Source organism: Kitasatospora sp. NBC_01560, from assembly GCF_045208415.1.
In the GTDB taxonomy this organism is placed as follows: Bacteria; Actinomycetota; Actinomycetes; order Streptomycetales; family Streptomycetaceae; genus Kitasatospora.
This window is the reverse complement of record NZ_CP109364.1, coordinates 939,794-964,161: the sequence shown is the minus strand read 5'-3', so window position 1 is coordinate 964,161 and position 24,368 is coordinate 939,794. Positions and strand designations below refer to the sequence as shown.

The window sequence follows — 24,368 nt, the reverse complement described above, 5'->3', positions numbered from 1 at the left end:
GTCATCGAAGCGCCATCGAACCGCTCCGCTGCCGTCCATCTCGGCCACGTACACATAACGGGTCTGGGCCGAAACAGCCCCCGCCCAGCGTTCGTGATCAAGGAGTCACCCCCCGATGAGTCCGATGCCCGAACTGTCTCGCCGCACCCTGCTCGGCGGCGCGGCGGCGGCCGCCGTGCTGTCCGCCCTCCCGCTCAGCGTGCAGCAGGCGCTGGCCGCGCCGGCCCGGCCCGGCAAGCTGGCGGACATCCAGCATGTCGTGGTGTTCATGCAGGAGAACCGCGCGTTCGACCACTACTTCGGCACCCTGCCCGGCGTGCGCGGCTTCGGCGACCGGACGGCGGTCCGCGGGGTCAACGGGCGCTCGGTGTTCCACCAGCCCGACCCGAGCCGCAAGGAGGGCCACCTGCTGCCCTTCCCGATGAACGCCGCGCACACCAACGCGTACCAGCAGGGCGCCCCGGCCTTCGGCTTCGTCGACTCGATGAACGCCTGGAACGACGGCCGGGCCGACGGCTCGGTGACCCGCCGCTCCGGGGGCTGGCTCGGCCAGGGCTTCTACGAGAGCGCCGACATGCCCTTCTACCACGCGCTCGCCTCGGTGTTCACCACCTGCGACGCCTACTACGCGTCGGTGCAGTGCAACACCAACACCAACCGCGACCACCTGATGACCGGCACCAGCGGCGGCACCGTCCGGGACACCCCGGTGACCGACAACACCGAGATCCCCGGCGGGTACGAGTGGACCACCTACGCCGAGCGCCTGGAGCGGGCCGGCGTCAGCTGGAAGACCTACCAGGCGCTGGACAACTTCGACGACAACGCGCTCGCCTGGTTCACGCCCTTCGTCAAGGCCAAGCCGGGTGAGCCGCTGTACGAGCGCGGCATGCGGGCCGTCGGCGACCCGGCGAAGAAGAACGACCCCTTCGCGATGGGCGACGCCCTGGTCGAGGCCTTCGCCGCCGACATCCAGGCCGACACCCTGCCGCAGGTCTCCTGGATCGTCGCCCCCGCCGCGCTCTCCGAGCACGCCAACTACGCGCCGCCGAACGGTGAGCACCTGACGGCCCGGCTGCTCGCCGCGCTGGCGGCCAAGCCGGAGGTCTGGGAGAAGACCGTCTTCGTCCTCAACTACGACGAGCACGGCGGCTTCTTCGACCACCACCTCCCGCCCGTCCCGCCGCTGGCCGCCGGGCGCGGCAAGTCCAGCGTCCCGGTGGACGGTGAGGTGGTCGTCCGGGTCAGCAAGGGCGGCTCGACCTACCACCGGGTGGTCGGCCAGGACGGCAAGTACCGGGTGAAGGCCGCCGACGGCTCGCTCGGCTGGTCCGACACCCTCCCGGCCGGCGAGACGCTCGTCTCCGGCCCGTACCCGATGGGCCTCGGCGTCCGGGTGCCGATGATCGTCGTCTCGCCGTGGACCCGCGGCGGCGTGGTCGACTCCAGCGTCTACGACCACACCTCGGTGCTGCGCTTCCTGGAGCAGCGGTTCGGCGTCCAGGAGCCCAACATCAGCCCCTGGCGGCGCGCCGTCTGCGGCGACCTCACCAACGTCTTCGACTTCTCCGGCCGCGACCCGCAGTGGCCGCAGCTGCCGGACACCAGCGGCAACCGGCAGAAGGTGGTCGACACCGGCAAGCTGCCCGCCCCGACCGTGCCCAGCCCGCAGGTCTTCCCGCAGCAGCAGCGCGGCACCCGCGCCGCGCGCCCGCTGCCGTACGACCTGCTGGTCAAGCCCAGGCTCAAGGGCGACGAGCTGACCCTGGACTTCATCAACCAGGGCCGCCAGGCCGCCGTGCTCGCCGTCTACCCGGCTCCGGGCACGGCGCCGCGGCACTACACGGTGGGCGGCAAGTCCCGTCTGTCCGACGTCTGGAAGGTCGGCCCGGAGGGCTACGACCTGCGGGTGCACGGCCCGAACGGCGCGCTCTGGCACCTGCGCGGGGACGCCGCCTCGGCGTACGAGGTCTCGCTCTCCGAGGAGCAGAACGGCAGGGTGCTGGAGGTGGACGTGATCAACCGCTCGCGCACCGCCCAGACCTTCCTGGTCGGCGACCTCGCCTACGGCGACGGCCTGCGCGAGGTCCGGGTCGCGGCCGGCGACGACCGGACGGTCAACGTCAAGGTCGGGCCGGAGGGCTGGTACGACGTCGCGGTCGGCGTCCGCGGCGAGCTCGGCTTCCGCCGCCGGATCGCCGGGCGCTTCCCGTGGGACGGCGAGCACCTGGTGACCGACCCGGCGATGGGCCTCGCCGACCCGCTCGCCCTGGACGTCACGCTCAAGGCCGCCTCCACCACCATCGACGAGGCGATCCTGCTGCCCGGACGCCCCGCCCGGGTCGCCGCCCGGTTCACCGCGACCGCCGCGCTGACCGCCGTCGAGGCCCAGCCCACCGTGCCGGCCGGCTGGACGGTCACCGCCGTCACCCCGCCGCCCGCCTCGCTCGCCGCCGGCGCCACCGCGACCGCCGAGTGGGACGTCACCCCGCCGGCCGTGCTGCCGGACGGCGCCACCCACCGGATCCTGGTCACCGCCCGGGCCCTGGCCGGCGAGCGCTTCGCCCTGGCCGACGGCGAGATCGCCGCCCGCACCGCCCCGGTGATGACCGGTCACCTGCTCGGCGAGGACTTCGAGTCGCTGGCCGGCCTGCTGCAGCCGCTCGGCGGCGTGCTCGGCTGGACGCCGCAGGCCCCGCAGGGCTGGTCGGTGGTCAACGCCCCGGGCATGCCGCAGGGCACCGTCCGCCTCCAGGGCTGGACCTTCCACACCAAGCGCGCCTGGTCCACCCCGGCCGGGCAGGACCGCGGGAACTTCACCCGGGGCCTGGGCGTCCTCGCGGTCGCCGACCCGGACGACTGGGACGACACCGGTGCGCCGTCGGCCAAGGGCAAGTTCGACTCCACCCTGGTCTCGCCCGCCGTCCAGCTCCCGGCCGGCGCCACCACGCTGTACCTCGGCTTCGACTCCCACTACCGCCAGGAGGCCCCGCAGAAGGCGTCCGTCACCGCCGTCTTCGACAACGGCACCGAGACCAGGCTGCTCGCCTACAGCAGTGACGCCACCGGCAACGACAACGCCGGCAAGGACGTCCAGAACGCCTTCGTCACCAAGCAGTTCGCCGTCCCGGCGGGTGCCCGCACGGTGACGCTGAAGTTCCGGATGTACGACGCCGGCAACAACTGGTTCTGGGCGGTGGACCACATCCGCCTCGACACCCGGCCGGTCACCGGCTGACGGCCGCACCCCGGCCGCCGGGCCCGCACGCTCCCGCACGGGGGGTGTGCGGGCCCTCGGTGCAGGGCAGCGGTGCAGGGCGGTCGGGATACGGGGCGGCTCGGGCGCCGGGCGGGTCGGATGTGGGGCGGGTCCGGCCGGGGGAGCCGCCGGATCGGGCCGGAAAGCCACTGGGCGCGGGTGGAGTGCCGCGCCAGGATACGTATTGACGCGGACATGCCGCGTCGATGGAGGGAGCCGCCGCATGAACCGACTTCGGACCGTCCTCGCCCTGGGCTGTACGGCCGCCGCGCTGACCCTGACGATGCCCACCGCGCACGCCGCGCCCGGCGGCACCACCACGATGTGCGGCAGCACGCTCACCCCGAGCGGATTCGTCGACGTGCAGTGGTGGAACAGCGCGGGCTGCGGCTCGGGCTTCACCCCGAACAGCAAGAAGGTCATGCAGCTCACCGGCTACCCGGTCGGCACCGTGCTGAACGCCTGCGGCTCGACCTGGCCGCCGGCCGGCTGGGTGCCGGTCAGCGAGTTCTACGGCTCCGCCTGCAACTACTCCGCCGTGCCGAGCCTCGGCAAGAACTCCTGGCAGCTGAAGCGCGTCTCCTGACGCACCGCCCGCCGCCCGCGGCCGGTCCCGGTGCCCGACCCGGGGCCGCCGTCGGCAGGCTGAGGCTGAGGCTGAGGCTGAGGCCGGATCCGGGGTCGGGATCGGGGTCGGGCCGCGGCGCTCGGTCCGCGGGTCGGTGAGGCTGGTGGCGCCGCGGGCCGGTGGGGCCGGTGGGGCCGATGGCGGGGATGGTGGGGATGGGCGGGACGGGCGGGGGCGGCAAAATCTCTCGATCATTGAGATATATGATGCGACCGACCGTCACCGGACTTGCCATGAAGGGCGCCCCCATTGCGTACCGGAAGCCCCACCGCCCGGCGTCGAGCCCGGCTGCTGATCCCGCTGGCCCTGCTCGTCGTCTGGCTCGGCCTGGGCGGCGCCTTCGGCTCGTACGCGGGCAAGCTCTCCGAGGTCGCCACCAACGACCGGGCCGCCTTCCTGCCGCGCAGCGCCGAGTCCACCGAGGTGGCGCAGCTCGGGCAGGGGTTCCAGAGCGCGGCGACGCTCCCCGTCATCGTGATCTGGGAGAGCCGCACCGGGGCCGTCGGCGACACGCAGCGCTCCGCCGCCGACCAGGCGCTGCGCGCGGCCGCCGACGTCCCCGGCGGCACCGGGCGGGTCTCGCCCGCCGTCGCGGCCGAGGACGGCCGCGCCCTGCAGGGGGTCGTCCAGCTCCGCGCCGACCTCGGGCGGCAGACCGGCGACAGCGTGCGCGCCGTGCGCGAGCTCGCCGCGCAGGTGCCGGACACCACCGTGGGCCTCGCCGGCCCGGCCGCCGTCGCGGCCGACCTCGGCAGCGCCTTCGCCGGGATCGACGGGCTACTGCTCGGCGTCGCCCTCGGTGTGGTGCTGCTCATCCTGCTCGCCGTCTACCGGGCCCTGCTGCTCCCGCTGCTGGTCATCCTCGGCGCCGTCTTCGCGCTCGGCATCGCCTGTGCGCTGGTCTACCTGCTCGCCGACCACGGCGTGGTCCGGGTGGACGGGCAGGTGCAGGGCCTGCTGTCGATCCTGGTGATCGGCGCGGCCACCGACTACGGGCTGCTGCTCTCCGCCCGCTTCCGCGAGGAACTCCACCTCGACGGCGACCGGTTCGCCGCGATGCGGACCGCCTGGCGCCGGTCGGTCGAGCCGATCGCGGCCTCGGGGGCGACGGTCGCCCTCGGCCTGCTCGTCCTGCTGCTCTCCGACCTGACGAACAACCGGGCGCTGGGCCCGGTCGGCGCGATCGGGATCGGCTGCGCCGTGCTCTCCGCGCTGACGTTCCTGCCCGCCGCGCTCGTCCTGCTCGGCCGGGCCGCCTACTGGCCGGCCCGGCCGCCCGCCGACGGCCGGGCCCCGGTGCACGCCGTCTGGGAGCGGGTGGCCGCCCTGGTCGGCCGCCGGCCGCGGGCCACCTGGGCGGCGAGCCTGGCCGTGCTCGCCGCGCTGGCGGCCTTCGCCCCCACCCTGGACTCCGGCGGTGTGCCGCAGAGCGAACTCTTCGTCAAGGCCCAGCCCTCGGCGGCCGGGCAGCAGCTGCTCTCGGCGCACTTCCCCGGCGGATCGGGCAACCCGGCCGTCGTGCTGGCCGCGGTGGGGCGGGCGGAGGCGGTCACCGCCGCGGCCGGTGTCGAGGGGACGGCGGGCGTCCGGCCGTACGCGGGCGGCGCGCCGGGCGGCCCGCCCAAGGTGGTGGACGGGCGGATCCGGCTGGACGTCACGCTCGCCGACCCGGCCGACAGCGACGAGGCGATCGCCACCGTGCAGCGGCTGCGCCGGGCGGTGCACGCCGTCCCTGAGGCGGACGCGCTGGTCGGCGGCTACACCGCGCAGCAGTACGACACCCGGGTTACGGCGGAGCGCGACCGCTCGCTGATCATGCCCGTGGTGCTGCTCTGCATCCTGGCCGTGCTGATCCTGCTGCTGCGCTCGCTGCTGGCCCCGGTGCTGCTCGCGGCCACCGTCGCGCTCTCCTACCTGGCCACGCTCGGCGTGAGCGCGGTGGTGTTCCCGCACGTGTTCGGGTTCTCCGCCACCGACCCCTCGGTGCCGTTGTACGGGTTCGTGTTCCTGGTCGCGCTGGGGGTGGACTACAACATCTTCCTGATGACCAGGGTCCGCGAGGAGGCGCTGCGGGTGGGCACCCGGGAGGGGGTGCTGCGCGGGCTGACCGCGACCGGCGGGGTGATCACCTCGGCCGGGGTGGTGCTGGCCGCGACCTTCGCCGCACTCGGCGTGATCCCGCTGGCGTTCCTGGCCCAGATCGCGTTCATCGTGGCGTTCGGCGTGCTGCTGGACACCCTGCTGGTGCGCTCGCTGCTCGTCCCCGCGCTGGTCCGCGACCTCGGGGACCGGGTCTGGTGGCCCGCCCGGCCCGGGCGGGCGGCGGTGGCGCCGGTCCCCGAGCAGGTCGGCGAGCGCGTCTGACGGCGCGGCGCGGCCCGCCCGGGCACCCGCCCCCGCTGGCCGCGCCGCCCGTTAGGCTGAACGGGTCAACAGGCGGACACGACCGGAGCGGGTGGCCTTGTCGGAGCAGGAAGCGGGCCCGGCGTCCCGCCGGGCGGCAGCGCCCGACACGCCGGCGCTCGGGCGGCTCCTCCAGGAACTCGCCGCCGAGATGCACCTGCTCGGCCACGGCTTCGCCGCCGCGAGCGGCCTGCACGCCACCGACGTGCAGGCCCTGCTGGCCGTCATGCGGGCCGCCCCGGCCGAGGACGGCGGCCCCGGCGGGATCACCCCCGGCCGGCTGCGCGAGGAGCTGGCCCTCACCTCGGGCGCGGTCACCGCGGTGCTGGACCGGCTGGAGCGGGCCGGGCACGTGCGCCGCACCCGGGACGACACCGACCGCCGGCAGGTCCTCGTGCACTACCTGCCGGGCGCCGGGCGGATGGCCGCCGAGTGGTTCGCCCCGGTGGGGCGCCGCACCGAGGCGCTGCGCGGTGAGTTCACCGCGGCCGAACTGGCCGCCGTCGGCCGCTTCCTGGGCCGGATGACCGGCGAGCTCGCGGAGCTGCGGCACTCGCGCTGAGCCGGCGGGCGCGGCCCCGCCGGGCTACCGCATCGGGGCGATCCGGGCGCCGCCGTCCAGCACCGCCTCCACCGTGACGGTGGCCCGGGCGGGGCGCTCGACGGCGAGGGTGTGGTCGGGCGCGGGGCGGTCGGCCGTCCAGTCCGGGCCCTTGACGCTCAGCCGGGCGACCCGTCGGCTGCCCGCCGCGAGCAGGTACTCCGCGCCCTGCGGCGCGCGCCACCAGGCCCAGGCGACGGTGTCCTGTTCGAACCGGCTGCAGGCCCGGCCGGGGCCGCCCCCGGTGCGCTGCGGTCCGCGCGCCCCGGGCAGCAGCACCGCCGTCGCCGCGCTGCCCTCGCCGTTCCAGCGGTCGGCCCGCAGGCAGACCCAGGACGCCGCCCCCGCGTTCTGCGGCAGCTGCTGGACGGCGAAGGCCCAGAGGTTGAGCTGCTTGACGCCGGGCGTGCCGTCCGGCACCGCGCAGCCGGCCCGGGCCCAGGCCAGCAGCGCGTCCGGGGAGACGGCCTCGCGGGGCTCCCGGGCGGGCTGCGTGCGGTCCGGCGGCGGGGTGTAGCTGAGGTGGGCGGGGACGAGCCCGCCGAGGTCGGCGAGCAGGAACGCGTGCTTCTCGGCGACCACGGGGGAGGAGCGCAACTGGAGCACGGTGCTGCCGCGGCAGTCGGTGAGCGCGCCGGGGGAGTCCGGCCCGGCGGGCACCGCGGGGGCCGCCGCCGTCACCCCGTCCGCGCGGTCCAGCGGCTTGGCGGGGCTGTCGGGCTGGTCGGTCCGGCGGGTCTCCGCGGTGTCGATCCAGGGCGCGAGCAGGTACCGGGCCGAGGTGCCCTGGCGGCGGAGCACCACCGCGGCGGCGGTGGTGACGGAGGAGTCGTCGGCCCGGGCGAGGTCGAGGCCGCCGCCGCGCCCGTCGGTGTACCGGGCGATGCGCCCGCCGTCGTACAGCACCACCACGCCGGTGCCGTCCACGGTGCCGGCGAACAGCAGGTGCGGCGGGTCGGCCGGCGCGGTGGTGGCCGTGCCCGGCTCGGCCCTGGTCTGCGGGCCCGGGCGGGACCACGCCGCGAGGGCCCGGTCGAGCAGCGCGGCGTCCTCGCGCCGGTCGCCGCGCGCCGGCCAGGCCGAGAAGTCGAGCCGGGCGGTGTGCTGCCACTGGTCCGCCGCCACCCGGACCGGCGCGGCCGGTGCGGGCCCGGCCGGCGGGGCGGGGAGGGCCCGCCGGCCGGCGGCGGTCACCGCGCCGCCGTCGCCCGAGCCGGCCAGGACGGCCGCCGTGGTGGTGAGGGCGAGCACGGTGGCGGCGAGCACGGCACCGCGGCTGCGACGGCGGCGCAGCAGGTCGGTCGGCTGCACGCGGACGGCGCACGGGTCGAAGGCCGGCAGCGCGGGCTCCGGGACGGGCAGCGCGGCCGCCTCGTCGACCGGGCCGTCCGATGCGGCCACCCCCGCCTGCCGCAGCACCTCGGCGGCGGCGCCGCGCCCGAGCCCCTCCACCACCAGCAGCGCGAACGCCGCACGGGCGGGTGCGCCCAGAGCGGCCAGCGCCCGGTCCAGGGCCGCGTCCTCCTCGCTGCCGCCGGGGGTGAACAGCCGCAGGCCCCAGACGCGTGGCAGGCCCCGGACCAGCGGGAGGCCCCGGGGCCGCGCCGCCGTCAGGGCCCGTGCCGCGCCCGCCCGGCCCGCGGCGCGCGGGTGCAGGGCCGCCCGGAGCACCCGCAGCCGCAGCGCGGCGTACACCCGGTCATCGTCGTCACCGGCCCCGGTGGCCCCGGTGGCCCCGGCGGCCAGGGTGTCCGGGCCGGCCGGGCGGGTCCAGCGGGACGGCAGGGAGCGCTGGACGGCGGCGTGCGCGGCGAGCACCCGGCTGTGCCGGTCCCGGTCGGCTGGCAGGGCCAGGTAGGCGAGCCGCACCAGCCGGCGGTAGTGGCGCACCAGTGCCGCCTCCGCCTGCGCCACGGGGCGCGCGGCCGCGCCCCTGGGCGGTGATCCGCCGTCCGTCCGTCCTGCCAACGAAGCCTCCCCGCCGTCGTGAGCCGTGTGGTGGTGGACGGTCCAACGAGTCGATCATGTGATGGTTGCGCCGTTCGGGTCAGGGGTTCCGGCGAGCTCGGTCGCGCGCTCGGCGATCCGGCGGGCCATCCCGCCGAAAACGACGGTGTGGAACGGTGCCACCGACCACCAGTACGCGTGCCCGGCCAGGCCGTGCGGGTGGAACACCGCCCGCTGCCGGTAGCGGCTCCCGCCGGGCCCGTCGGGCGTGACCGACAGCTCCAGCCAGGCCAGGCCGGGCAGCCGCATCTCGGCGCGCAGCCGCAGCAGCCGCCCGGGCTCGATCTCCTCGACCCGCCAGAAGTCCAGCGCGTCCCCCACCCGCAGCCGGGCCGGGTCGCGCCGGCCCCGGCGCAGCCCCACCCCGCCGGCCAGCCGGTCGAGCCGGCCGCGCAGCGCCCAGGCGAGCGGGAAGGAGTACCAGCCGTTCTCCCCGCCGATGCCCTCCACGACCCGCCAGAGCGCCTCCGGCGCGGCCGCCACCGGCCGCTCCCGGACGTCCTGGTAGAGGCTGCCGCCGGCCCAGTCCGGGTCGGTGGGCAGTGCGTCGCTGGGCGCGCCGGGCGGGGTGGCCGAGGACCAGCGGGTGACCACCTCGGCGTCCCGGATCCGGCGCAGGGCCAGCCGCACCGACGCGTCGAAGCCGGTAGGTCCGCCGGGCGGTGCGGGTACGTACCGGTCGAGGTCGTGCTCGCGGCGGACCACCTCGTGCCGCAGCGACTCCACCAGCGGCCGCGCCAGCGCGTTCGGCACCGGCGTCACGAGCCCGACCCAGTGGCTGGAGAGCCACGGGGTGAGGACCGGCACCGGGACGATCAGGCGCCGTGGCAGGCCGGCCACCGCGGCGTAGCGCTGCATCATGTCGCGGTAGGTCAGCACCTCGGGGCCGCCGATGTCGAAGGTGCGGTTCAGCCCGGGCGGCAGCCCGGCGGCCCCGACCAGCAGGCGCAGCACGTCCCGGACGGCGATCGGCTGGATCCGGGTTCCGACCCAGCTCGGTGTGACCATTACCGGCAGCCGCTCGGTCAGGTAGCGGAGCATCTCGAACGAGGCCGAGCCCGAGCCGATGATCACGGCCGCGCGGAGCTCGGCGGTGGGCACGCCGCAGTCGCGCAGCACCCGGCCGACCTCGGCCCGCGAGCGCAGGTGCGGTGAGAGGTCGGCGGCCGGTACCCCGGCGGGGAGCAGGCCGCCCAGGTAGACGATCCGGCGGACGCCCTCCCGGGCCGCGGCCGCCCCGAAGGCCGCGGCGGCGGCCCGGTCGGTGGCCTCGAAGCCGCGGCCGGTGCCGAGCGAGTGCACGAGGTAGTACGCGACGTCGATGCCGGAGAAGGCCCCGGTCAGCGTGGCGGGCCGGGTGACGTCCCCGGCGGCGGCCTCCACCCGGGCCCGCCACGGGTGGTCGCGCAGCCGCCCCGGATCGCGCACCAGGCAGCGGACGGAGTGCCCGGCGTCCAGCAGCTCCGGGACGAGCCGGCCGCCGATGTACCCGGTGGCGCCGGTGACCAGGCAGCGCAGCGGGGCGGTGGGGCCGGCGGGCGGGTCGGCGGGCGGGCCGGTCGGTGCGGTCATGGCGTCCTCCGGGGTCTCGGACACGGTGACGGGAGGGGTGGCGGGCGGCGGGTGCGCCGCAGGTACCGGTGGGCCGGGCCGATGGGCCGGTGGGCCGACGGCCGGGCCGGCGGGGGCACGGGGGCCGGTCGCGGCCGGGCGCGCCGCCCCCGGCCAGCTTGGCCGCCCGCGGCCCGGGGCGCCACAGGACCGCCCGGGATCGCCCGCCGGGCCGGCTCGGGGGCGGTCCGCCCGGCGGTGGGAGCGGAGCCGCCCGATGGCATAGCGTGCGCGGCGGAGCTCGCGGAGCACGCAGCGCGCACGCCACCACCGCCGGCCGCGGGAGGCACCGGCGGCGCGGGCCAATCCGTGCGGGCCCCCGCTCCGAACACCCGTTGCCGACACCCGTACGACTTGCCCGGCACCGCACCGTCCGTGCCGGGTACCGGAGGACCGTATGTCAACGAACTGCCCGCCGGGCAGGCAGCCCCGCTGCCCGGCCCGACCGGCGGCCCGCGCCGGCGCCCGAGCGGAGGTGGCGACGTGAGCAGCGTTGTGCACCTGGCCGGCCCGCACCGGCGCGGACCGGACCTGGAGGAGCTGGTCGCCAAGACCGCGTTCGGTGACCACGACGCCTTCGCGGTGCTCTACGAGGCGGTCACCGGGCAGGTGTTCGGCCTCGTCCGGCGGGTGCTGCGCGACCCCGCGCAGTCCGAGGAGGTCACCCAGGAGGTCCTGTTGGAGGTCTGGCGCACGGCCGCGCGGTACCGGCCCGAGCGGGGCGGGGTCATGACGTGGGTGCTGACCATGGCGCACCGCCGCGCCGTGGACCGGGTCCGGGCGGCCCAGGCCGCGGCCGACCGGGACCAGCGGGCCGCGGCCAAGGCCCACACCCCGGTCTACGACGAGGTCGCCGAACAGGTCGAGGGCCGGTTGGAGCGCGAGCAGGTGCGGCGCTGCCTGCGGACGCTCACCGAGCTCCAGCGCGAGGCAGTCACCCTCGCCTACTACCGTGGCTTCTCCTACCGCGAGGTGGCAGACCTGCTCGCCACCCCGCTCGGCACGGTGAAGACCCGGATGCGGGACGGCCTCATCCGGCTGCGCGACTGCCTGGGGGTGTCGTCATGACCATCGCGCCCGATCTGCACACACTCACCGGCGCCTACGCGGCCCACGCCCTGCCGGCCCCCGAGCGGGAGGCCTTCGAACGGCACCTCGCCCAGTGCCCGGCCTGCGCGCGTGAGGTCGACGAGTTCACCGCCACACTGGCCCGGCTCGGTGCCGCCGAGGTGGTCACCCCGCCCGCCGCCCTGAAGGCCCGGGTGATGGCGGAGATCGGCTCCGTCCGCCAGCTGCCGCCCGACAGCGCGGCACCCGCCGGGCGCCCCGGCCGGGGCGGCACCGTCCGGCGCCAGTGGCCGCGGTTCGCCCTCGCCGCCTCCGTCGTGATCGCCGCCGCACTCGGCGGCGTCGCCGTCCAGCAGCACGACCAGGCCGAGCAGGCACGCGCGGAGACCGCCCGGCTGGCCCAGCAGCAGGCGAGCTTCGGCGCGCTGCTCACCGCCCCCGACGCCCGGACGGCCACCGCGACCGCCGGCTCCGGGGTGGGCACCGTGGTCTGGTCGGAGAGCAAGGGCCAGGCCGGCTTCCTGGCCGCCGGGATGCCCCCGCTGCCGACCGGCAAGGCCTACGAGCTCTGGTTCAACGACCACGGGACGATGCGGCCGGCGGGCCTGCTGCCGAAGTCGGACGGGTCGCTGCTGCTCGACGGCCCGCTCGACGGCGCCGTCGGGATCGGGCTCACGGTCGAACCGGCCGGCGGATCGCCGCACCCGACCGGTGCGCCCGTGATGCTGCTGTCCTTCGCCTGACGGGCCGTCCCGCCCACGGGGCGGCGGACCCCAATCCGTACCGCGGGCCGCTCCGAATCCCCTCCGTACCGAGCACCGCCCGGCATCCGGCCGGGCGCGCGAGACGGAGGGGCACCCCGTGGACATGTCCGGACCAGTCACCACCCCGGCGGGAGTCGGCGCGCCGCGCCGGCCGGCCGGCTCCCACCGGCGCCGGATCGCCGTGGTGGGCGCCGGGGTGGCCGGCCTGACGGCCGCCTACGAGCTCGGCCGCGGCGGGGCCGAGGTCGAGCTGTTCGAGGCGGACGCCCGGCTCGGCGGCCACGCCCACACCCAGCTGGTCACCGCCTCCGACGGGCGGACCGTCCCGCTCGACACCGGCTTCCTCGTCCACAACCGGCGCACCTACCCGGAGTTGACCAGGCTCTTCGCCGAGCTCGGCGTCGAGACCCGCGAGAGCGAGATGAGCATGTCCGTCCGGTGCGAGGGCTGCGGGCTCGAATACGCCGGCTCCCGCGGCCCGGCCGGCCTGCTCGCCCGGCCCGGCAGCCTGCTGCGCGGCCCCTACCTGCGGATGCTCGCCGAGATCCCGCTCTTCCACCGCCGGGCCCGCCGGCTGCTCGCGGACCCTGACGCCGGCGACCCCACCCTCGGCGAGTTCCTGCGGACCGGCGGCTTCACGCCCTACTTCACCGGCCACTTCATGACCCCGCTGGTCTCCTCCGTCTGGTCCTGCGCGCCCGACGTCGCGGGGGAGTACCCCGCCCGGTACCTCTTCGCCTTCCTGGAGAACCACGGCCTGCTGAGCGTCACCGGCTCGCCGACCTGGCGCACCGTCGTCGGCGGCTCCCGCACCTACGTCGAGCGGATCGCCGAACGCGTCGACGCCGTCCACCGCGCCGCGCCCGTCCGCGCCGTGCGGCGCCACCCCGACGGCGTCACCGTCGTCACCGAGGACGGCCGGCGCACCGAGGCCGACGCCGTGGTCGTCGCCACCCACGCCGACCAGGCGTTGCGCCTGCTCGCCGACCCCACCCCGGCCGAACGCGAACTCCTCGGCGCCTTCGGGTACTCGCGCAACCCCACCGTGCTGCACCGCGACGCCGAGCACCTGCCGCGCGCCGTCTGGGCACGCGCCTCCTGGAACTACCTGATGAGCGACTGCGGCGGCCGGGCCGACGGCGTCCGGGTCAGCTACCACCTCAACCGGCTGCTCGGTCTCGGCACCCGGGAGGACTACGTGGTCACCCTCAACGAGGACCGCCACCGCCCGGTGCCCGAGGCCCAGGTGGTCTCCCGCACCGTCTACGAGCACCCCGTCTACACCCGGGAGGCCGTCGCCGCCCAGCACCGGCTGCCCGAACTCACCACCGGGCGGACGGCGTTCGCCGGCGCCTACCACGGCTGGGGCTTCCACGAGGACGGCTGCCGGTCCGGGGTGGCCGCCGCCCGCAGCCTGCTCGGGGTGAGCGCCCGATGACCGGCCCCGCCCCCGCCGAACCCGCCCGCGCCCCCGCCGAACCCGCCCCCGCCGGACCCCCGGCCGGAGCCCTGCCCGGGCCCTGGGGCGCCGCCCTCTACGAGTGCCGCATCACCCACCTGCGCACCGACCCGCTCCGGCACGCCTTCCAGCACCGCACCTACCTCTGGCTGGTCGACCTCGACCACCTCCCGCGGCTGCCCCGGCCGCTGCGCCCGCTCGCCCGGTTCCGGGCCGCCGACCACCCGGGCGACCCGCGGCTCGGACTCCGCACCAACCTCGACGCCTACCTGGCCGGCCAGGGCGTGGACCTCGCCGGCGGCCCCGTCCTGATGCTCGCCCAGGCCCGCTCGCTCGGCCACGTCTTCAACCCGCTCACCGTCTACTGGTGCCACGACCCGGCCGGCCGGCCGGTCTGCACCGTCGCCGAGGTCCACAACACCTACGGCGGCGCCCATCGCTACCTGCTGCGCCCCGACGACCGCGGCCGGGCCGGGGCCGCGAAGGAGTTCTACGTCTCGCCGTTCTTCCCGGTGGACGGCGCGTACCGGATGTCCCTGCCGGAGCCCGCCGAGCGGCTCGACCTCATGGTGGGTCTGGACCGCTCCGGCCGGCGCGTGTTCACCGCCACCGTGCGCGGGGTGCGGCAGCCGGCCTCCGCCGGCGCGCTGCTCCGGGCGGCGCTGCGGCACCCGTTCTCGACCCTCGCCGTCAGCGCGCACATCCGCCTCCAGGGCATCCGGCTGCTGCTGCGCGGACTGCCCGTCCACCCCAGGCCGCGCCCGGCCCGGCCCACCGACGCCGCTGCTTCCGACGCCGCGACCGGTGCCGCTGCCGCCGCCGCCGGCGGTTGCCCCGCCGCGCCCCGGCCCGGCCCGCCCGGGCCCGGCACCGGCCGTCCCACTCCGTACGGCCCGCGCCCCGGCCGTCCCCGCACCCGTGCCCGGAAAGAGGTCCAGCACCCGTGACCGCACCGACCCGATCCCCCCTCGACCCGGCAGCCGCCCCGGACCAGGACCCCGACCGGAGCCCGGACGCGGATCCGGAGCAGGGCCCGGACCCGGACGTCGACCCGCTGTACTGGCCCGACGTCGCCGCCACCCCCCGCGGCGCGCTGCGGGCCGCCGTCGCCGGTCGGCTGCTGCGCCGGGCGGCCCGACAGCGCGGCCTGCGCGTCGAGCGGCCCGACGGGAGCCTGCTCGTCCCGGCGCCCGCGGACGGCCCGACGCTCCGGCTGCACCGGCCCGGCGCCTTCGCGCGGCGGGTCGGCGCAGCCGGTCTGATCGGCTTCGGCGAGGCCTACCAGGCCGGCGACTGGGACTCGCCCGACCTCGTCGGCCTGCTCACCGCCCTCGCCACCGCGCCCGAGACGCTCGTCCCGGCCGGTACGGCCCGGCTGCGCCCGCTGGTCGTCCGCCGCACCCCGGCGGGGGAGCTGGGCACCGTCGAGAACGCCCGGCGCAACATCCAGCGGCACTACGACCTCTCCAACGAGCTGTTCGGCCTCTTCCTCGACCCGACCATGACCTACTCCTCGGCGGTCTTCCCGACCGGCCCCGACGGCGCGCCCCGGGCCTCCTGGCCCGGCCTCGCCGCCGCACAGCACCGCAAGATCGACCGGCTGCTGGACCTCGCCGCGGTCGGCCCCGGCAGCCGGGTGCTGGAGATCGGCACCGGCTGGGGCGAGCTGGCCCTGAGGGCCGCCGCCCGCGGGGCGCGCGTGGTCAGCCTCACCCTCTCCGCCGAGCAGCTCGCGCTGGCCCGGCACCGGATCGCCGAGGCCGGCCTGGCCGGCCTGGCGGAGGTCCGGCTCTGCGACTACCGCCGGGCTGAGGGCGAGTACGACGCCGTGGTCAGCGTCGAGATGGTCGAGGCGGTGGGCCGGGCGTTCTGGCCCGACTACTTCGCCGTGCTGGACCGCGTACTGGCGCCCGGCGGCCGGGTCGCGATCCAGTCGATCACGATGCCGCACGAGCGCATGATGGCCTCCGCCGGGACGCACACCTGGATCCTGAAGTACGTCTTCCCCGGCGGGCTGATCCCCTCCACCCGGGCGCTCGCGGAGACCGCGGCCCGGCACACCGGCCTGCTGCTCACCGAGGAGCACGGGTACGGCCCGCACTACGCCGAGACCTTGCGCCTGTGGCGCGAGCGCTTCGCCGAACGGGCCGGCGAGGTGGCCGCGCTCGGCTTCGACCGGGTGTTCCGGCGGACGTGGGAGCTCTACCTCGCCTACTCGGAGGCCGGCTTCCGCAGCGGCTACCTGGACGTCCGGCAACTGCTGTTCACCCGGCCCGGCGAGGTCGGCCCGGCGCCGTCCGCGGCGCCGGCGACCCTGCCGCGGACGCCCGCACCGCGCGTCGGTCCGGCGTGAACGCGGCCGCCTTCGCCGTCAACCTCGCCGCCACCGCCGGCGCGGCCCTGGTGGTCATGCTGGCCGCCTTCGCCGTCGGCCTCCGGACCGGCCGGCACCGGGGCGTCGACGTCGCCTGGGGCCTCGCGTTCACCGCGATCGCCCTCACCGGCTACGCCCTCTCGGCCAACTACGGGGGTGGGGCCGGAGGCGGGCTGCGCCGGGCGCTCGCCACCGCACTGGTGGTGGTCTGGGGCCTGCGGCTCGCCGCGCACATCGCCCGGCGCGGCCGGGGCGCCCCCGAGGACCCGCGCTACGCCCGGATGCTGGCCAGGGCCCCGGCCGGGCGGCGGACGGCCTACGCGCTGCGCAAGGTCTACCTGCTCCAGGCGGCCATCGCCTGGTTCGTCTCGCTGCCGGTGCAGGCCGCCCAGTACCTGCCGGACCCGCCGGGCGCCGTGGTGTGGGCGGGTGTGCTGCTCTGGGCGTTCGGTCTCTGCTTCGAGGCGGTCGGCGATCACCAGCTGGCCCGCTTCCGGGCCGACCCGGCCAACCGCGGCCGGGTGATGGACCGCGGGCTCTGGGCCTGGACGCGGCACCCGAACTACTTCGGCGACGCGTGCGTCTGGTGGGGCCTGTTCCTGCTCGCCGCCGACGCCCCGGTGGGCTGGGCCTGCATCGGCGGCCCACTGCTGATGACGTGGCTGCTGGCCTTCGGCAGCGGGCGGCCGATGCTGGAGCGGCAACTCGCGGCCGGCAAGCCGGGCTGGGCCGAGTACGCGGCCCGGACCAGCTCCTTCCTGCCGCGCCCGCCGCGGCGCCGGGTGCGGACGGGCGGCGCGGACGGCGCTTGAGTCCGGTGCGTCGGACCGATGCGTCGGACCGGTGCCGGAGGGCGGCGTCTGAGGGCGGCGTGTGAGGGCGCCGTTCGCCGGCAGGGGTCCTTGGTCCCGGGCTTTCAGCCCCTTGGCCCCTGGCGGCGGGCGCGGCGAGCGGCGATGCTCCAGGTAACACCGGCCGGACGACGGTCGTCCGGCCGACATCGCTCGCGGACGAGGTGAACCGGCGTGCGGCATGCCAACGTCGAATCAGTGATGACCAGCCCGGTGGTCCGGGTCGCGCCCGAGACCGGATTCCGGGAGATCGTCGCGCTGCTGGCCGAGTACGACATCACCGGTGTCCCGGTGGTGGACGCCGACGGGCGGCCGCTCGGCATCGTCTCGGAGGCGGACCTCCTGCTCACCCTGGCGGCCCAGGAGGACCAGGGCAGCCTGCTGCCCGCCCCCGACCTGGCCCGCACCGGTCCGGGCGGCGCCGTCACCGCCGCCGACCTGATGACCGGTCCGGCGGTCTGCACCACACCCGGCACCAGCGTGGTCGCGGCCGCGCGGCAGATGAGCCGGCACGGGGTGAAGCGGCTGCCGGTGCTGGACGAGGAGGGCCGGGTGTTCGGCATGGTCAGCCGGGGCGACCTGCTGCGGGTCTTCCTGCGCGGGGACGGGGTGATCCGCCGGGAGATCGTCGAGGAGGTGCTCGGCCGGGTGGAGGGCGTCAGCCCCGCCGAGGTCGGGGTCGAGGTGGACCAGGGCCGGGTGGTGCTCAGCGGGAGCGTGCCCGAGCCGCACCTGATCCCGATCGTGCTGAACCTGTGCCGGTCGGTGGACGGCGTGGTCTCGGTCACCGACCGGCTCGGCAGTACCGGGGCGGCGCCCGTCCAGGTCGGCTGAGTCCGCGGCCTGCCTGCCCGGCCGGGCAGGCAGGCAGGCGGGACGGCCGTTCCGCCTCGGGCCCGGTGCGGTCCGTTCGTGCTCGGATCCGGAGGGTCCGCTTCGCATACTGCGCAGCGTGGCGGGTAAGTCACTCTGTGTGCGCATGCGGCGTCGGGCCGCGGCGGCACAGGGGCACCGGGGAGGCGGCCGTGGCAGTCGTTTTCGACGCGGATTTCACTTCGACCAGGCAGTGGACGGCGGGGCGCAGCAGCGCCTATCCCCGGATGGGGCCGACCAACCGGGGCGACCACAAACTCGACTTCCTCAGCCGCGCCTACTGCCCCGGCGGGGTCTTCGCCGCCACGCGGCGGCGCGGCGGGGACCTCTGGACGTGCAGCCTGCTGACCACGGAGGGGAGCCCCGAGGGCTTCCAGCTGCGCACCGGCGACGTGCTGAGCGCGCGGGTGACCCTCCCCGTCGAGCCGGGAGCCTGGCCGGCCATCTGGACGTGGCGGGACGGCGGCAACGAGGTCGACGTCTTCGAGTACCACCCCGACCACCCGGACCTGCTGGAGTTCTCCAACCACGTCCGCGGCGGGTTCCGCTACTGGCACGGTGCCGCGCTCGGGATAGCCCCCGGCGCGACCTTCGAGTTGAAGGCGGTGCTCGGCGCGTTCTCGGTCGACTGGTTCGTCGGCGACACGCTGGTGCACGCGGACCGGCGCGGGGTCGGGCCGGACTGGCACGCGTACCTGATCGTCAACATGTCGGTGGCGGACGGCACGTACCACGACCGGCCGGCGCCGACCGGGCCGGACCGGCTGAGCTGGGTCTGCCACACCCTGCGCGTGGAGCGCTGACGGCGGGCGCCGCGGACCGGCGGTGCGGGGCGCCGGCGGTCCGGCGCCCCGGTGCCCCTGGTCCGGTCGTTCGGCGGGTCAGGCGTCCGGCGGTCCGGTGGTCCGGTCGTTCGGCGGGTCAGGCGTCCGGTGGGAAGGTCGCGGTGATCGGGCCGTGCGGGCCGGAGCGCTGGAACCAGACCACCCGGCGGTACGGGCCGATGAACGCCGGCTGCGTCACGTACAGGTCGTCCCGCGGGGCCCGCTCGTTGCCGGGTGCGAGGGCGGCGTCGACGGCGTCCTCGGCGATGCCGCGCAGCAGCGCGCACGCCGTCGCGGTGGCCGCGGACGGCGCGATGGCGAGGGCGGTGAGTTCGCGCCAGAGCGCGGTCGAGACGTAGCTGATCGGTGAGCGGCCGAGGGCCGGGTGCGGGTGCGGGTCCTCGTAGTGGCGCAGCACCCCGGCCGTGACGAGCCGCTCGCGCTCCTCGGCCGGCAGGTGGTGGTTCATGGCCCGAACGCTACTCCGGTGGGGCCGCCGGGCGTGCTGCGAGCGCTCTTCCGGACATTCTCCGGCAGGCTCGGCGTCCGCCCGGTCGTTTCCGGGCGCACGATGGTAGGTGGGGCACCGGTCGCCTCGACGATGACGTCGCCCCGGCTGTCACCGGATCCCGGCGGTCACCGGATCCGGGGGCCGAGGACCGGGCCCGGAGCAGGAGGTCGTGATGAGGCACTGGGACGGGCACGGGTACGGCCACGGCCACCAGGTGGGCGGCTGGGGCCTGGGGCTGATGGTGATCCTGGGGCTGCTGGTCCTGGCGGTGCTGGTGCTGGCCGTCGTCGCGCTGGTCCGCCATCTCGCGCGGACGCCGCGTCCGGTGCCGCCGGGCGCCTGGGGCGCGGGCGGGACGGCCGCGGTGCCGCCGGGGCGGGCGGCGTCGCCGACGCCCGAGCAGCTGCTCGCCGAGCGGTTCGCGCGCGGGGAGATCGACGCGGAGGAGTACCGCCACCGCCTGGAGACGCTGCGGGCCGCGAACGGTGCGGGCGCCGGCCCGGGCAGCGGCGGGAGCGGCTGACCCCGGCGCGCGGAACGGGCGGGCGAGCCGGAACGGGTGCGGCACGGACGGGCGCAGGGCCCGCCGCACGGGTGTGCGGCGGGCCCTGCGGTGCGTACCGGGTGCGGCCGGCCCTGCTGCCCGACCGTCCGGCGCGCGGCCGGTCGCCTGCTCGCCTGCTCGACTACTCGACGACGAGCTCGACCGGGATGTTCCCGCGGGTGGCCCGGGAGTACGGGCAGACCTCGTGCGCCTGCTTGACCAGCAGCTCGCCGCTCTCCCCGGCCAGCGCCTCGGGCAGCTCGACGCGCAGGACCACCGCGAGGCCGAAGCCCGCGCCGTCCTTGCCGATCGACACCTCGGCGGTGACGGAGACCTCGCTGGTGTCGACCCGCGCCTGGCGGCCGACCAGGCCGAGGGCGCTCGCGAAGCAGGCCGCGTAGCCGGCCGCGAACAGCTGCTCGGGGTTGGTGCCCTCGCCGTTGCCGCCCAGCGGGACGGGCATCGCCAGGGCGAGGTCCAGTCGGCCGTCGGAGCTGACGGCGCGGCCCTCCCGGCCGTTCGCGGTGGCCACTGCGGTGTAGATCGCGTCCATGGGTCCGATCCCTTCCGTCCTGCGTCGGTCGTGCTTCTGTTCTCGGTGGCCCGGTGGGGCCGCCTTCCGGTACAAGTAGAGCACGCAATTCAATTGCGCACAACTGAATGGCGCGAAGGGTGGTCGGTACCATGGGTGCATGGCCAAGCTCCCCGAGACCGCCCGCGTCGAGTCGACCGACCACGACCAGCTGCGTGACGACGACCTGCTGCGCGACGAGGACCTGCTCCGCCTCGACCAGCAGATCTGCTTCTCGCTCAACGCTGCCTCCCGGGCCTTCGGGGGCGTCTACCGGGTGCTGCTCAAGGATCTCGGTCTCACGTACCCGCAGTACCTGGTCATGCTGGTGCTCTGGGAGCACGGGGACCTGCCCGTGAAGCGGATCGGCGAGCACCTGCGGCTGGACTCCGGCACGCTCTCCCCGCTGCTCAAGCGGCTGGAGGCGGCCGGGCTGGTGCGCCGCGAGCGCAGCCCCGCGGACGAGCGGTCCGTCACCGTCGGCCTCACCGGTGCCGGGCTGGCCCTGCGGGACCGGGCGGGCCGGGTGCCGCGCCGGCTGCTGGCCGCCACCAGCCTCCCGGTCGAGGACCTCGCGGCCCTGCGCTCGCTGCTCGACCGGGTGACCGGCGCCCTGGACTCGGCCGTCCTCGCGGAGGACCTGGCGGACCCGGAGGACCTGGAGGGCCCGGAGGACCTGGCGGGCGCCAGGGGCGCCGAGGGCTGATCCACGGCGGCGCCGGCCCGAGCCGGCCGCCGCCCGTCGGTCGCTCCTCCGCGGGTGCCTGCTCAGGCGCCGGCGGTGGCCGCCCTGCCGCGCAGGGCGGCCTTCTTGGCGCGGTTGCCGCAGATGTCCATCGAGCACCAGCGCCGGGTGCCGGGGCGGGAGTTGTCGAGGAAGAGTGCGCAGCAGTCGGGGCCCGCGCACTCGCGGACGCGGGTGGCGGCGGCCGAGGTGGCGAGGTCGAGGGCGTCGCGGGCGACCAGGGCGAGGGTGGCCGCGACCGGGTCGTCGGCGTGCCAGGTGAGGTGCCCGGCCGGGTCCAGCTCCGGCGTCGGCGCGGGGTGCGCGGCCGCCCGGTTGATCCGGTCCGCGTCGGTCCGGTCGAAGCCGGCCAGGGCGTCGGTGTGGTGCCCGTTCCCCCCGCCGTGCCCGCGCTCCGTGCCGCACGTTCCGTTCGCGCCGCGCGCGCCGTCGGGACCGTCCGGGCCGCTCGCGCCCCGGGCGGTCCCGATCAGCCGGTGGACCGCCTCCCGCAGGTCGCGCGCCGCCGCCACCTCCGCCGGGCCGGGTGCGGCCGCCGGCCGGTCGGGGCGGCCCGGGCGGGGGGCGAACTGCCGGACCCAGGCGGCCAGGGCGGCGGGGTCGGTGAGCTCCTCGGCGGCGTCCGGCCGGCCGCGGTGGCGCAGGGTGCGGAGGAAGTCCAGGCAGAGCCGGCCGGATCCCTGCCGAAAGCGGTCGGTGTCGGTGATGGCGGCCATGCCGGTCACCCTACCTCCGGAACCGGTTTGACTGGTACGGTCGCGGAACCACTTGAACCGGTTCCGATGAGGTGTCACGTGCCCCCGTACCCCGGTCCGAAAGCTCCGCCACCGCCCCCGCCCGCAGCGCCGCCCGCCTCCCTGGGGCGCGGGGTGATCCTGCTCCTGGCCGTCGCCTGCGGCGTCGCGGTGGCCGACGTCTACTTCCCGCAGGCCATCAGCCCGCTTGTCGCCGCCGATCTGGCGATCTCGCCCGGCTCCGCCGCGCTGGTGGCCACGGCCGCCCAACTCGGCTACGCCGCAGGGATATTCCTGCTGGTCCCACTGGGCGACCGGGTGCCGCACCGGCCGCTGCTGGTCACCCTGCTCGTCCTCACCTGCGGCGGACTGCTGATCGCCGGCGCGGCCCCGTCCCTCGCGGTGCTGGTCGCCGCGAGCGCGGCGACCGGCGCCACCACCGTCGTGCCGCAGATCGTCATCCCGATGGCCGTCGGCCTGACCGCCCCGGACCGACGCGGCGCCGTCACGGGCACCCTGCTCAGCGGCCTGATCGGCGGCATCCTGCTCGCCCGCACCTTCAGCGGCACGGTCGGCGCCTGGCTGGGCTGGCGAGCGCCGTACCTGGTGGCCGCGGGCGTGGTGCTGGTGCTCGCGCTGGTGCTGGCCGCCAAGGTGCCGGTGACCACCCCGCCGTCGCGGCAGCGGTATCCGGCGCTGCTGGCCGAGTCGCTCAGGCTGCTGCGCTCCGAGCCCGAGCTGCGGCGCTCCTGCTTCTACCAGGCCACCGTCTTCGCCGGCTTCAGTGCGGCCTGGACGAGCGTCGCCCTGTTCGTCACCGGCCCGGCGTACGGGATGGGCGCGCCGGTGGTCGGGCTGATCGCCCTGGTGGGCGCCGGCAGCATGTTCTGCACACCGGTCGCGGGCCGCCGGGTGGACCGCTCCGGGCCGGAACCGGTCAGCCTGGTCTGCCTCCTCGGTGCCGTGCTGTCCGCGGTCGTCCTGCTGGGCGGGCTGGCCCGCGGGGCACTGGGCCTGGTGGCGCTGGCCGCGGGGCTGCTGCTGCTCGACATCGCCATGCAGGCCGGCCAGGTGGCCAACCAGGCACGGATCTTCGTACTCCGGCCGGAGGCCCGCAGCCGGCTCAACACGGCCTACATGACCTGCGCCTTCCTCGGCGGCAGCGTCGGCTCCTGGCTGGGCGTCCGCGCCTACCGCTCGCTCGGCTGGGCCGGCGTCTGCACGCTGGTGGCCGTCGCCGCGGTGCTCGCCCTGCTGCGGCACCTGCTGCGGGCGGGCGGGCAGGTCGCCGTGACGGCCGACCGGCCCGAGCCGGCCGCGCCCACCCCGGCGGCCCGCTGAGCGGAGACCGCCGCCGATGCCCTGCCCGGCGGGCTCCGCGCGCCGTGCCCCGACCCGTGCTCCCGTGCTCCCGTGCTCCCGGGCGGGCGGGCGGGCGGGCGGGCGGGCGGGTCGGGGCCGGCCGGGCAGCCGTCGCGGTGGCGTCAGACGCGCTCCGCCTCCGGCGTCCGGCGGGCCAGCCGGTCGAGGAGGGCTGCCCGGTGGCCCTCCCCGGTGGCGAGGGCGATCGCCGTCCAGGCCATCGCGAGGCCGCCGTCGAGCACGGCACGGTCGGCGCCGGAGCTGGTGCCGTAGCGGGTGAAGTCCGTTGACCCCGCGGTGCGGCATCGCGGCCGCGTGCGCGGGCTGCCCGGCGTACGAGACCTCCCAGCTGCTGATCGCCAGCGACGTCATGCCCACTCCGTCCTGCCGCGCGGCGTGGACCATCATCGCCGCCGCGACGTCGTCGAAGGCGCCGCCGCGGATCATGTCGACCTTTCCGCCGCCGTACTCCTCGGCCGCGGTGCCGAGCAGCTTGACGGTGACGCCGATCTCGTCGGCGACCTCGGCGAGGGCCAGCACCGCCGCGACCGAGGCCGAGCCGTTCACGTTGTGCCCGCAGGCGTGGCCGATGCCGGGCAGTGCGTCGTCTCGACGGCCCGATCGCCGGGCTCGACGGCGTCACCGGCGTGCACTCCCAGGTCGCCCTGCAGCTTTTGCTCACCGTCAACGACGGGGCCCCCTTCGACGACGAACCCACCGAGCTGCGCCGCGCCGTCGCCGAAGGCCGGCCACTGCCCGAACCGGTGAGCGTCGACGAGCTGGACGAGCGACTCGTCTCCCTGCCGGAGGCCGACGCCAGGATGTCGATGACCCGGCCGGCCCGCGAACTGAGCGTCGGGGAGACCACCGCACGCTGGACGAGCTGGAGGCATTCACCGCCCGAGCCCTCGGGGCCGCCGGGGACACCGTCGTCGACACCGCCCTGCTGATGCGCAGCTACAAGCGCGCGGGCCGCCCGGCCCCCGCCTGACCGCGACCCCGACTCCCGCCCGGCCGCGGTGCCCGCCGGATCCCGGATCCCGGATCCCGGATCGCGGACCCCGGACGCCCGGCAGCCCCGTGCAGCCGACCGGGCACGCGGAGTACGCGGACCGGCCCCGGCCGTACTACCGGACAGGCCGGCCCCGCTGTCCGGCCCCGCGCTGTGGAGGATCGGAC

The 24,368-nt window shown here is 76.6% G+C and carries 20 protein-coding genes and 1 pseudogene; 16 read left to right on the top strand and 5 right to left on the bottom strand.

The features are described from left to right. Window positions 1-124: 124 nt before the first annotated feature. The 4 genes from OH807_RS04210 (at window position 125) to OH807_RS04195 (ending at window position 6,852) form a co-directional block, all read left to right on the top strand. The gene (locus tag OH807_RS04210; protein WP_406194012.1) at window positions 125-3,238 is read left to right on the top strand and encodes a phosphocholine-specific phospholipase C; all 3,114 of its coding nucleotides are present in this window, start codon (window positions 125-127) and stop codon (window positions 3,236-3,238) included. Window positions 3,239-3,482: 244 nt separating this feature from the next. Next, window positions 3,483-3,845: a hypothetical protein gene (locus OH807_RS04205; protein WP_406194010.1), complete on the top strand. Its 363-nt coding sequence runs from the start codon at window positions 3,483-3,485 to the stop codon at window positions 3,843-3,845. 291 nt (window positions 3,846-4,136) lie between these two features. Then, window positions 4,137-6,251, top strand: a complete 2,115-nt coding sequence (locus tag OH807_RS04200) for an MMPL family transporter (protein WP_406194008.1) — start codon at window positions 4,137-4,139, stop codon at window positions 6,249-6,251. Window positions 6,252-6,348: 97 nt separating this feature from the next. Beyond that, complete coding sequence (locus OH807_RS04195; RefSeq protein WP_406194006.1) at window positions 6,349-6,852, top strand: MarR family winged helix-turn-helix transcriptional regulator; 504 nt, start codon at window positions 6,349-6,351, stop codon at window positions 6,850-6,852. A gap of 24 nt (window positions 6,853-6,876) precedes the next feature. Here OH807_RS04195 and OH807_RS04190 read toward each other — a convergent pair whose 3' ends face one another. Both OH807_RS04190 and OH807_RS04185 read right to left on the bottom strand, forming a co-directional pair. Further along, window positions 6,877-8,859, bottom strand: coding sequence for a hypothetical protein (locus OH807_RS04190; RefSeq protein WP_406194004.1), 1,983 nt, complete (start codon window positions 8,857-8,859; stop codon window positions 6,877-6,879). A gap of 54 nt (window positions 8,860-8,913) precedes the next feature. Then, a complete protein-coding gene (locus OH807_RS04185) occupies window positions 8,914-10,470 on the bottom strand; it encodes an SDR family oxidoreductase (protein WP_406194002.1) in 1,557 nt (518 codons plus the stop codon). A 522-nt stretch (window positions 10,471-10,992) separates the two neighbouring features. Here OH807_RS04185 and sigK point away from each other — a divergent pair. From sigK to OH807_RS04145, 8 genes and pseudogenes are all read left to right on the top strand, one after another. Then, on the top strand, window positions 10,993-11,577 hold the full coding sequence (sigK, locus tag OH807_RS04180) for an ECF RNA polymerase sigma factor SigK (RefSeq protein ID WP_406194000.1): 585 nt from the start codon (window positions 10,993-10,995) through the stop codon (window positions 11,575-11,577). Then, the gene (locus tag OH807_RS04175; protein ID WP_406193998.1) at window positions 11,574-12,320 is read left to right on the top strand and encodes an anti-sigma factor domain-containing protein; all 747 of its coding nucleotides are present in this window, start codon (window positions 11,574-11,576) and stop codon (window positions 12,318-12,320) included. The genes sigK and OH807_RS04175 overlap by 4 nt, the downstream gene beginning before the upstream one ends. 124 nt (window positions 12,321-12,444) lie before the next feature. After that, a complete protein-coding gene (locus OH807_RS04170; RefSeq protein ID WP_406193996.1) occupies window positions 12,445-13,779 on the top strand; it encodes an NAD(P)/FAD-dependent oxidoreductase in 1,335 nt (444 codons plus the stop codon). Beyond that, window positions 13,776-14,561: pseudogene (locus OH807_RS04165) on the top strand (DUF1365 domain-containing protein); the annotation flags it as partial. The gene OH807_RS04170 and the pseudogene OH807_RS04165, both read left to right, overlap by 4 nt. Before the next feature lie 182 nt (window positions 14,562-14,743). Further along, entirely contained in the window at window positions 14,744-16,153 is a 1,410-nt protein-coding gene (locus OH807_RS04160; protein WP_406193994.1) for a class I SAM-dependent methyltransferase, read from the top strand. Further along, complete coding sequence (locus tag OH807_RS04155; protein WP_406193992.1) at window positions 16,150-16,986, top strand: DUF1295 domain-containing protein; 837 nt, start codon at window positions 16,150-16,152, stop codon at window positions 16,984-16,986. The genes OH807_RS04160 and OH807_RS04155 overlap by 4 nt, the downstream gene beginning before the upstream one ends. 213 nt (window positions 16,987-17,199) lie before the next feature. Next, window positions 17,200-17,859: a CBS domain-containing protein gene (locus OH807_RS04150; protein WP_406193990.1), complete on the top strand. Its 660-nt coding sequence runs from the start codon at window positions 17,200-17,202 to the stop codon at window positions 17,857-17,859. 191 nt (window positions 17,860-18,050) lie between these two features. Then, window positions 18,051-18,701 carry a beta-glucanase gene (locus tag OH807_RS04145; protein WP_406193988.1) on the top strand — a complete coding sequence of 217 codons (651 nt, stop codon included), beginning with the start codon at window positions 18,051-18,053 and terminating at the stop codon, window positions 18,699-18,701. Between the two features lie 118 nt (window positions 18,702-18,819). On the opposite strand, the gene OH807_RS04140 is transcribed toward OH807_RS04145, so the two are convergent. After that, window positions 18,820-19,191, bottom strand: a complete 372-nt coding sequence (locus OH807_RS04140) for a hypothetical protein (protein WP_406193986.1) — start codon at window positions 19,189-19,191, stop codon at window positions 18,820-18,822. 214 nt (window positions 19,192-19,405) lie between these two features. Here OH807_RS04140 and OH807_RS04135 point away from each other — a divergent pair, with 214 nt between their 5' ends. Next, window positions 19,406-19,756 carry an SHOCT domain-containing protein gene (locus OH807_RS04135; protein ID WP_406193984.1) on the top strand — a complete coding sequence of 117 codons (351 nt, stop codon included), beginning with the start codon at window positions 19,406-19,408 and terminating at the stop codon, window positions 19,754-19,756. Between the two features lie 163 nt (window positions 19,757-19,919). Here the strand turns inward: OH807_RS04135 and OH807_RS04130 are convergent, their stop codons facing one another. Continuing rightward, window positions 19,920-20,330 (bottom strand): organic hydroperoxide resistance protein, encoded by a 411-nt coding sequence (locus OH807_RS04130; RefSeq protein ID WP_406193982.1) that lies wholly within the window; start codon window positions 20,328-20,330, stop codon window positions 19,920-19,922. 139 nt (window positions 20,331-20,469) lie between these two features. Here OH807_RS04130 and OH807_RS04125 point away from each other — a divergent pair, with 139 nt between their 5' ends. After that, a complete protein-coding gene (locus OH807_RS04125) occupies window positions 20,470-21,054 on the top strand; it encodes a MarR family winged helix-turn-helix transcriptional regulator (RefSeq protein ID WP_406193980.1) in 585 nt (194 codons plus the stop codon). Between the two features lie 62 nt (window positions 21,055-21,116). On the opposite strand, the gene OH807_RS04120 is transcribed toward OH807_RS04125, so the two are convergent. Next, window positions 21,117-21,809, bottom strand: coding sequence for a CGNR zinc finger domain-containing protein (locus OH807_RS04120; protein WP_406193978.1), 693 nt, complete (start codon window positions 21,807-21,809; stop codon window positions 21,117-21,119). Between the two features lie 153 nt (window positions 21,810-21,962). Here OH807_RS04120 and OH807_RS04115 point away from each other — a divergent pair, with 153 nt between their 5' ends. Both OH807_RS04115 and OH807_RS04110 read left to right on the top strand, forming a co-directional pair. Then, window positions 21,963-23,168 (top strand): MFS transporter, encoded by a 1,206-nt coding sequence (locus OH807_RS04115; protein ID WP_406193976.1) that lies wholly within the window; start codon window positions 21,963-21,965, stop codon window positions 23,166-23,168. 620 nt (window positions 23,169-23,788) lie between these two features. Continuing rightward, window positions 23,789-24,139, top strand: a complete 351-nt coding sequence (locus tag OH807_RS04110; protein WP_406193974.1) for a hypothetical protein — start codon at window positions 23,789-23,791, stop codon at window positions 24,137-24,139. Window positions 24,140-24,368 lie beyond the last annotated feature (229 nt).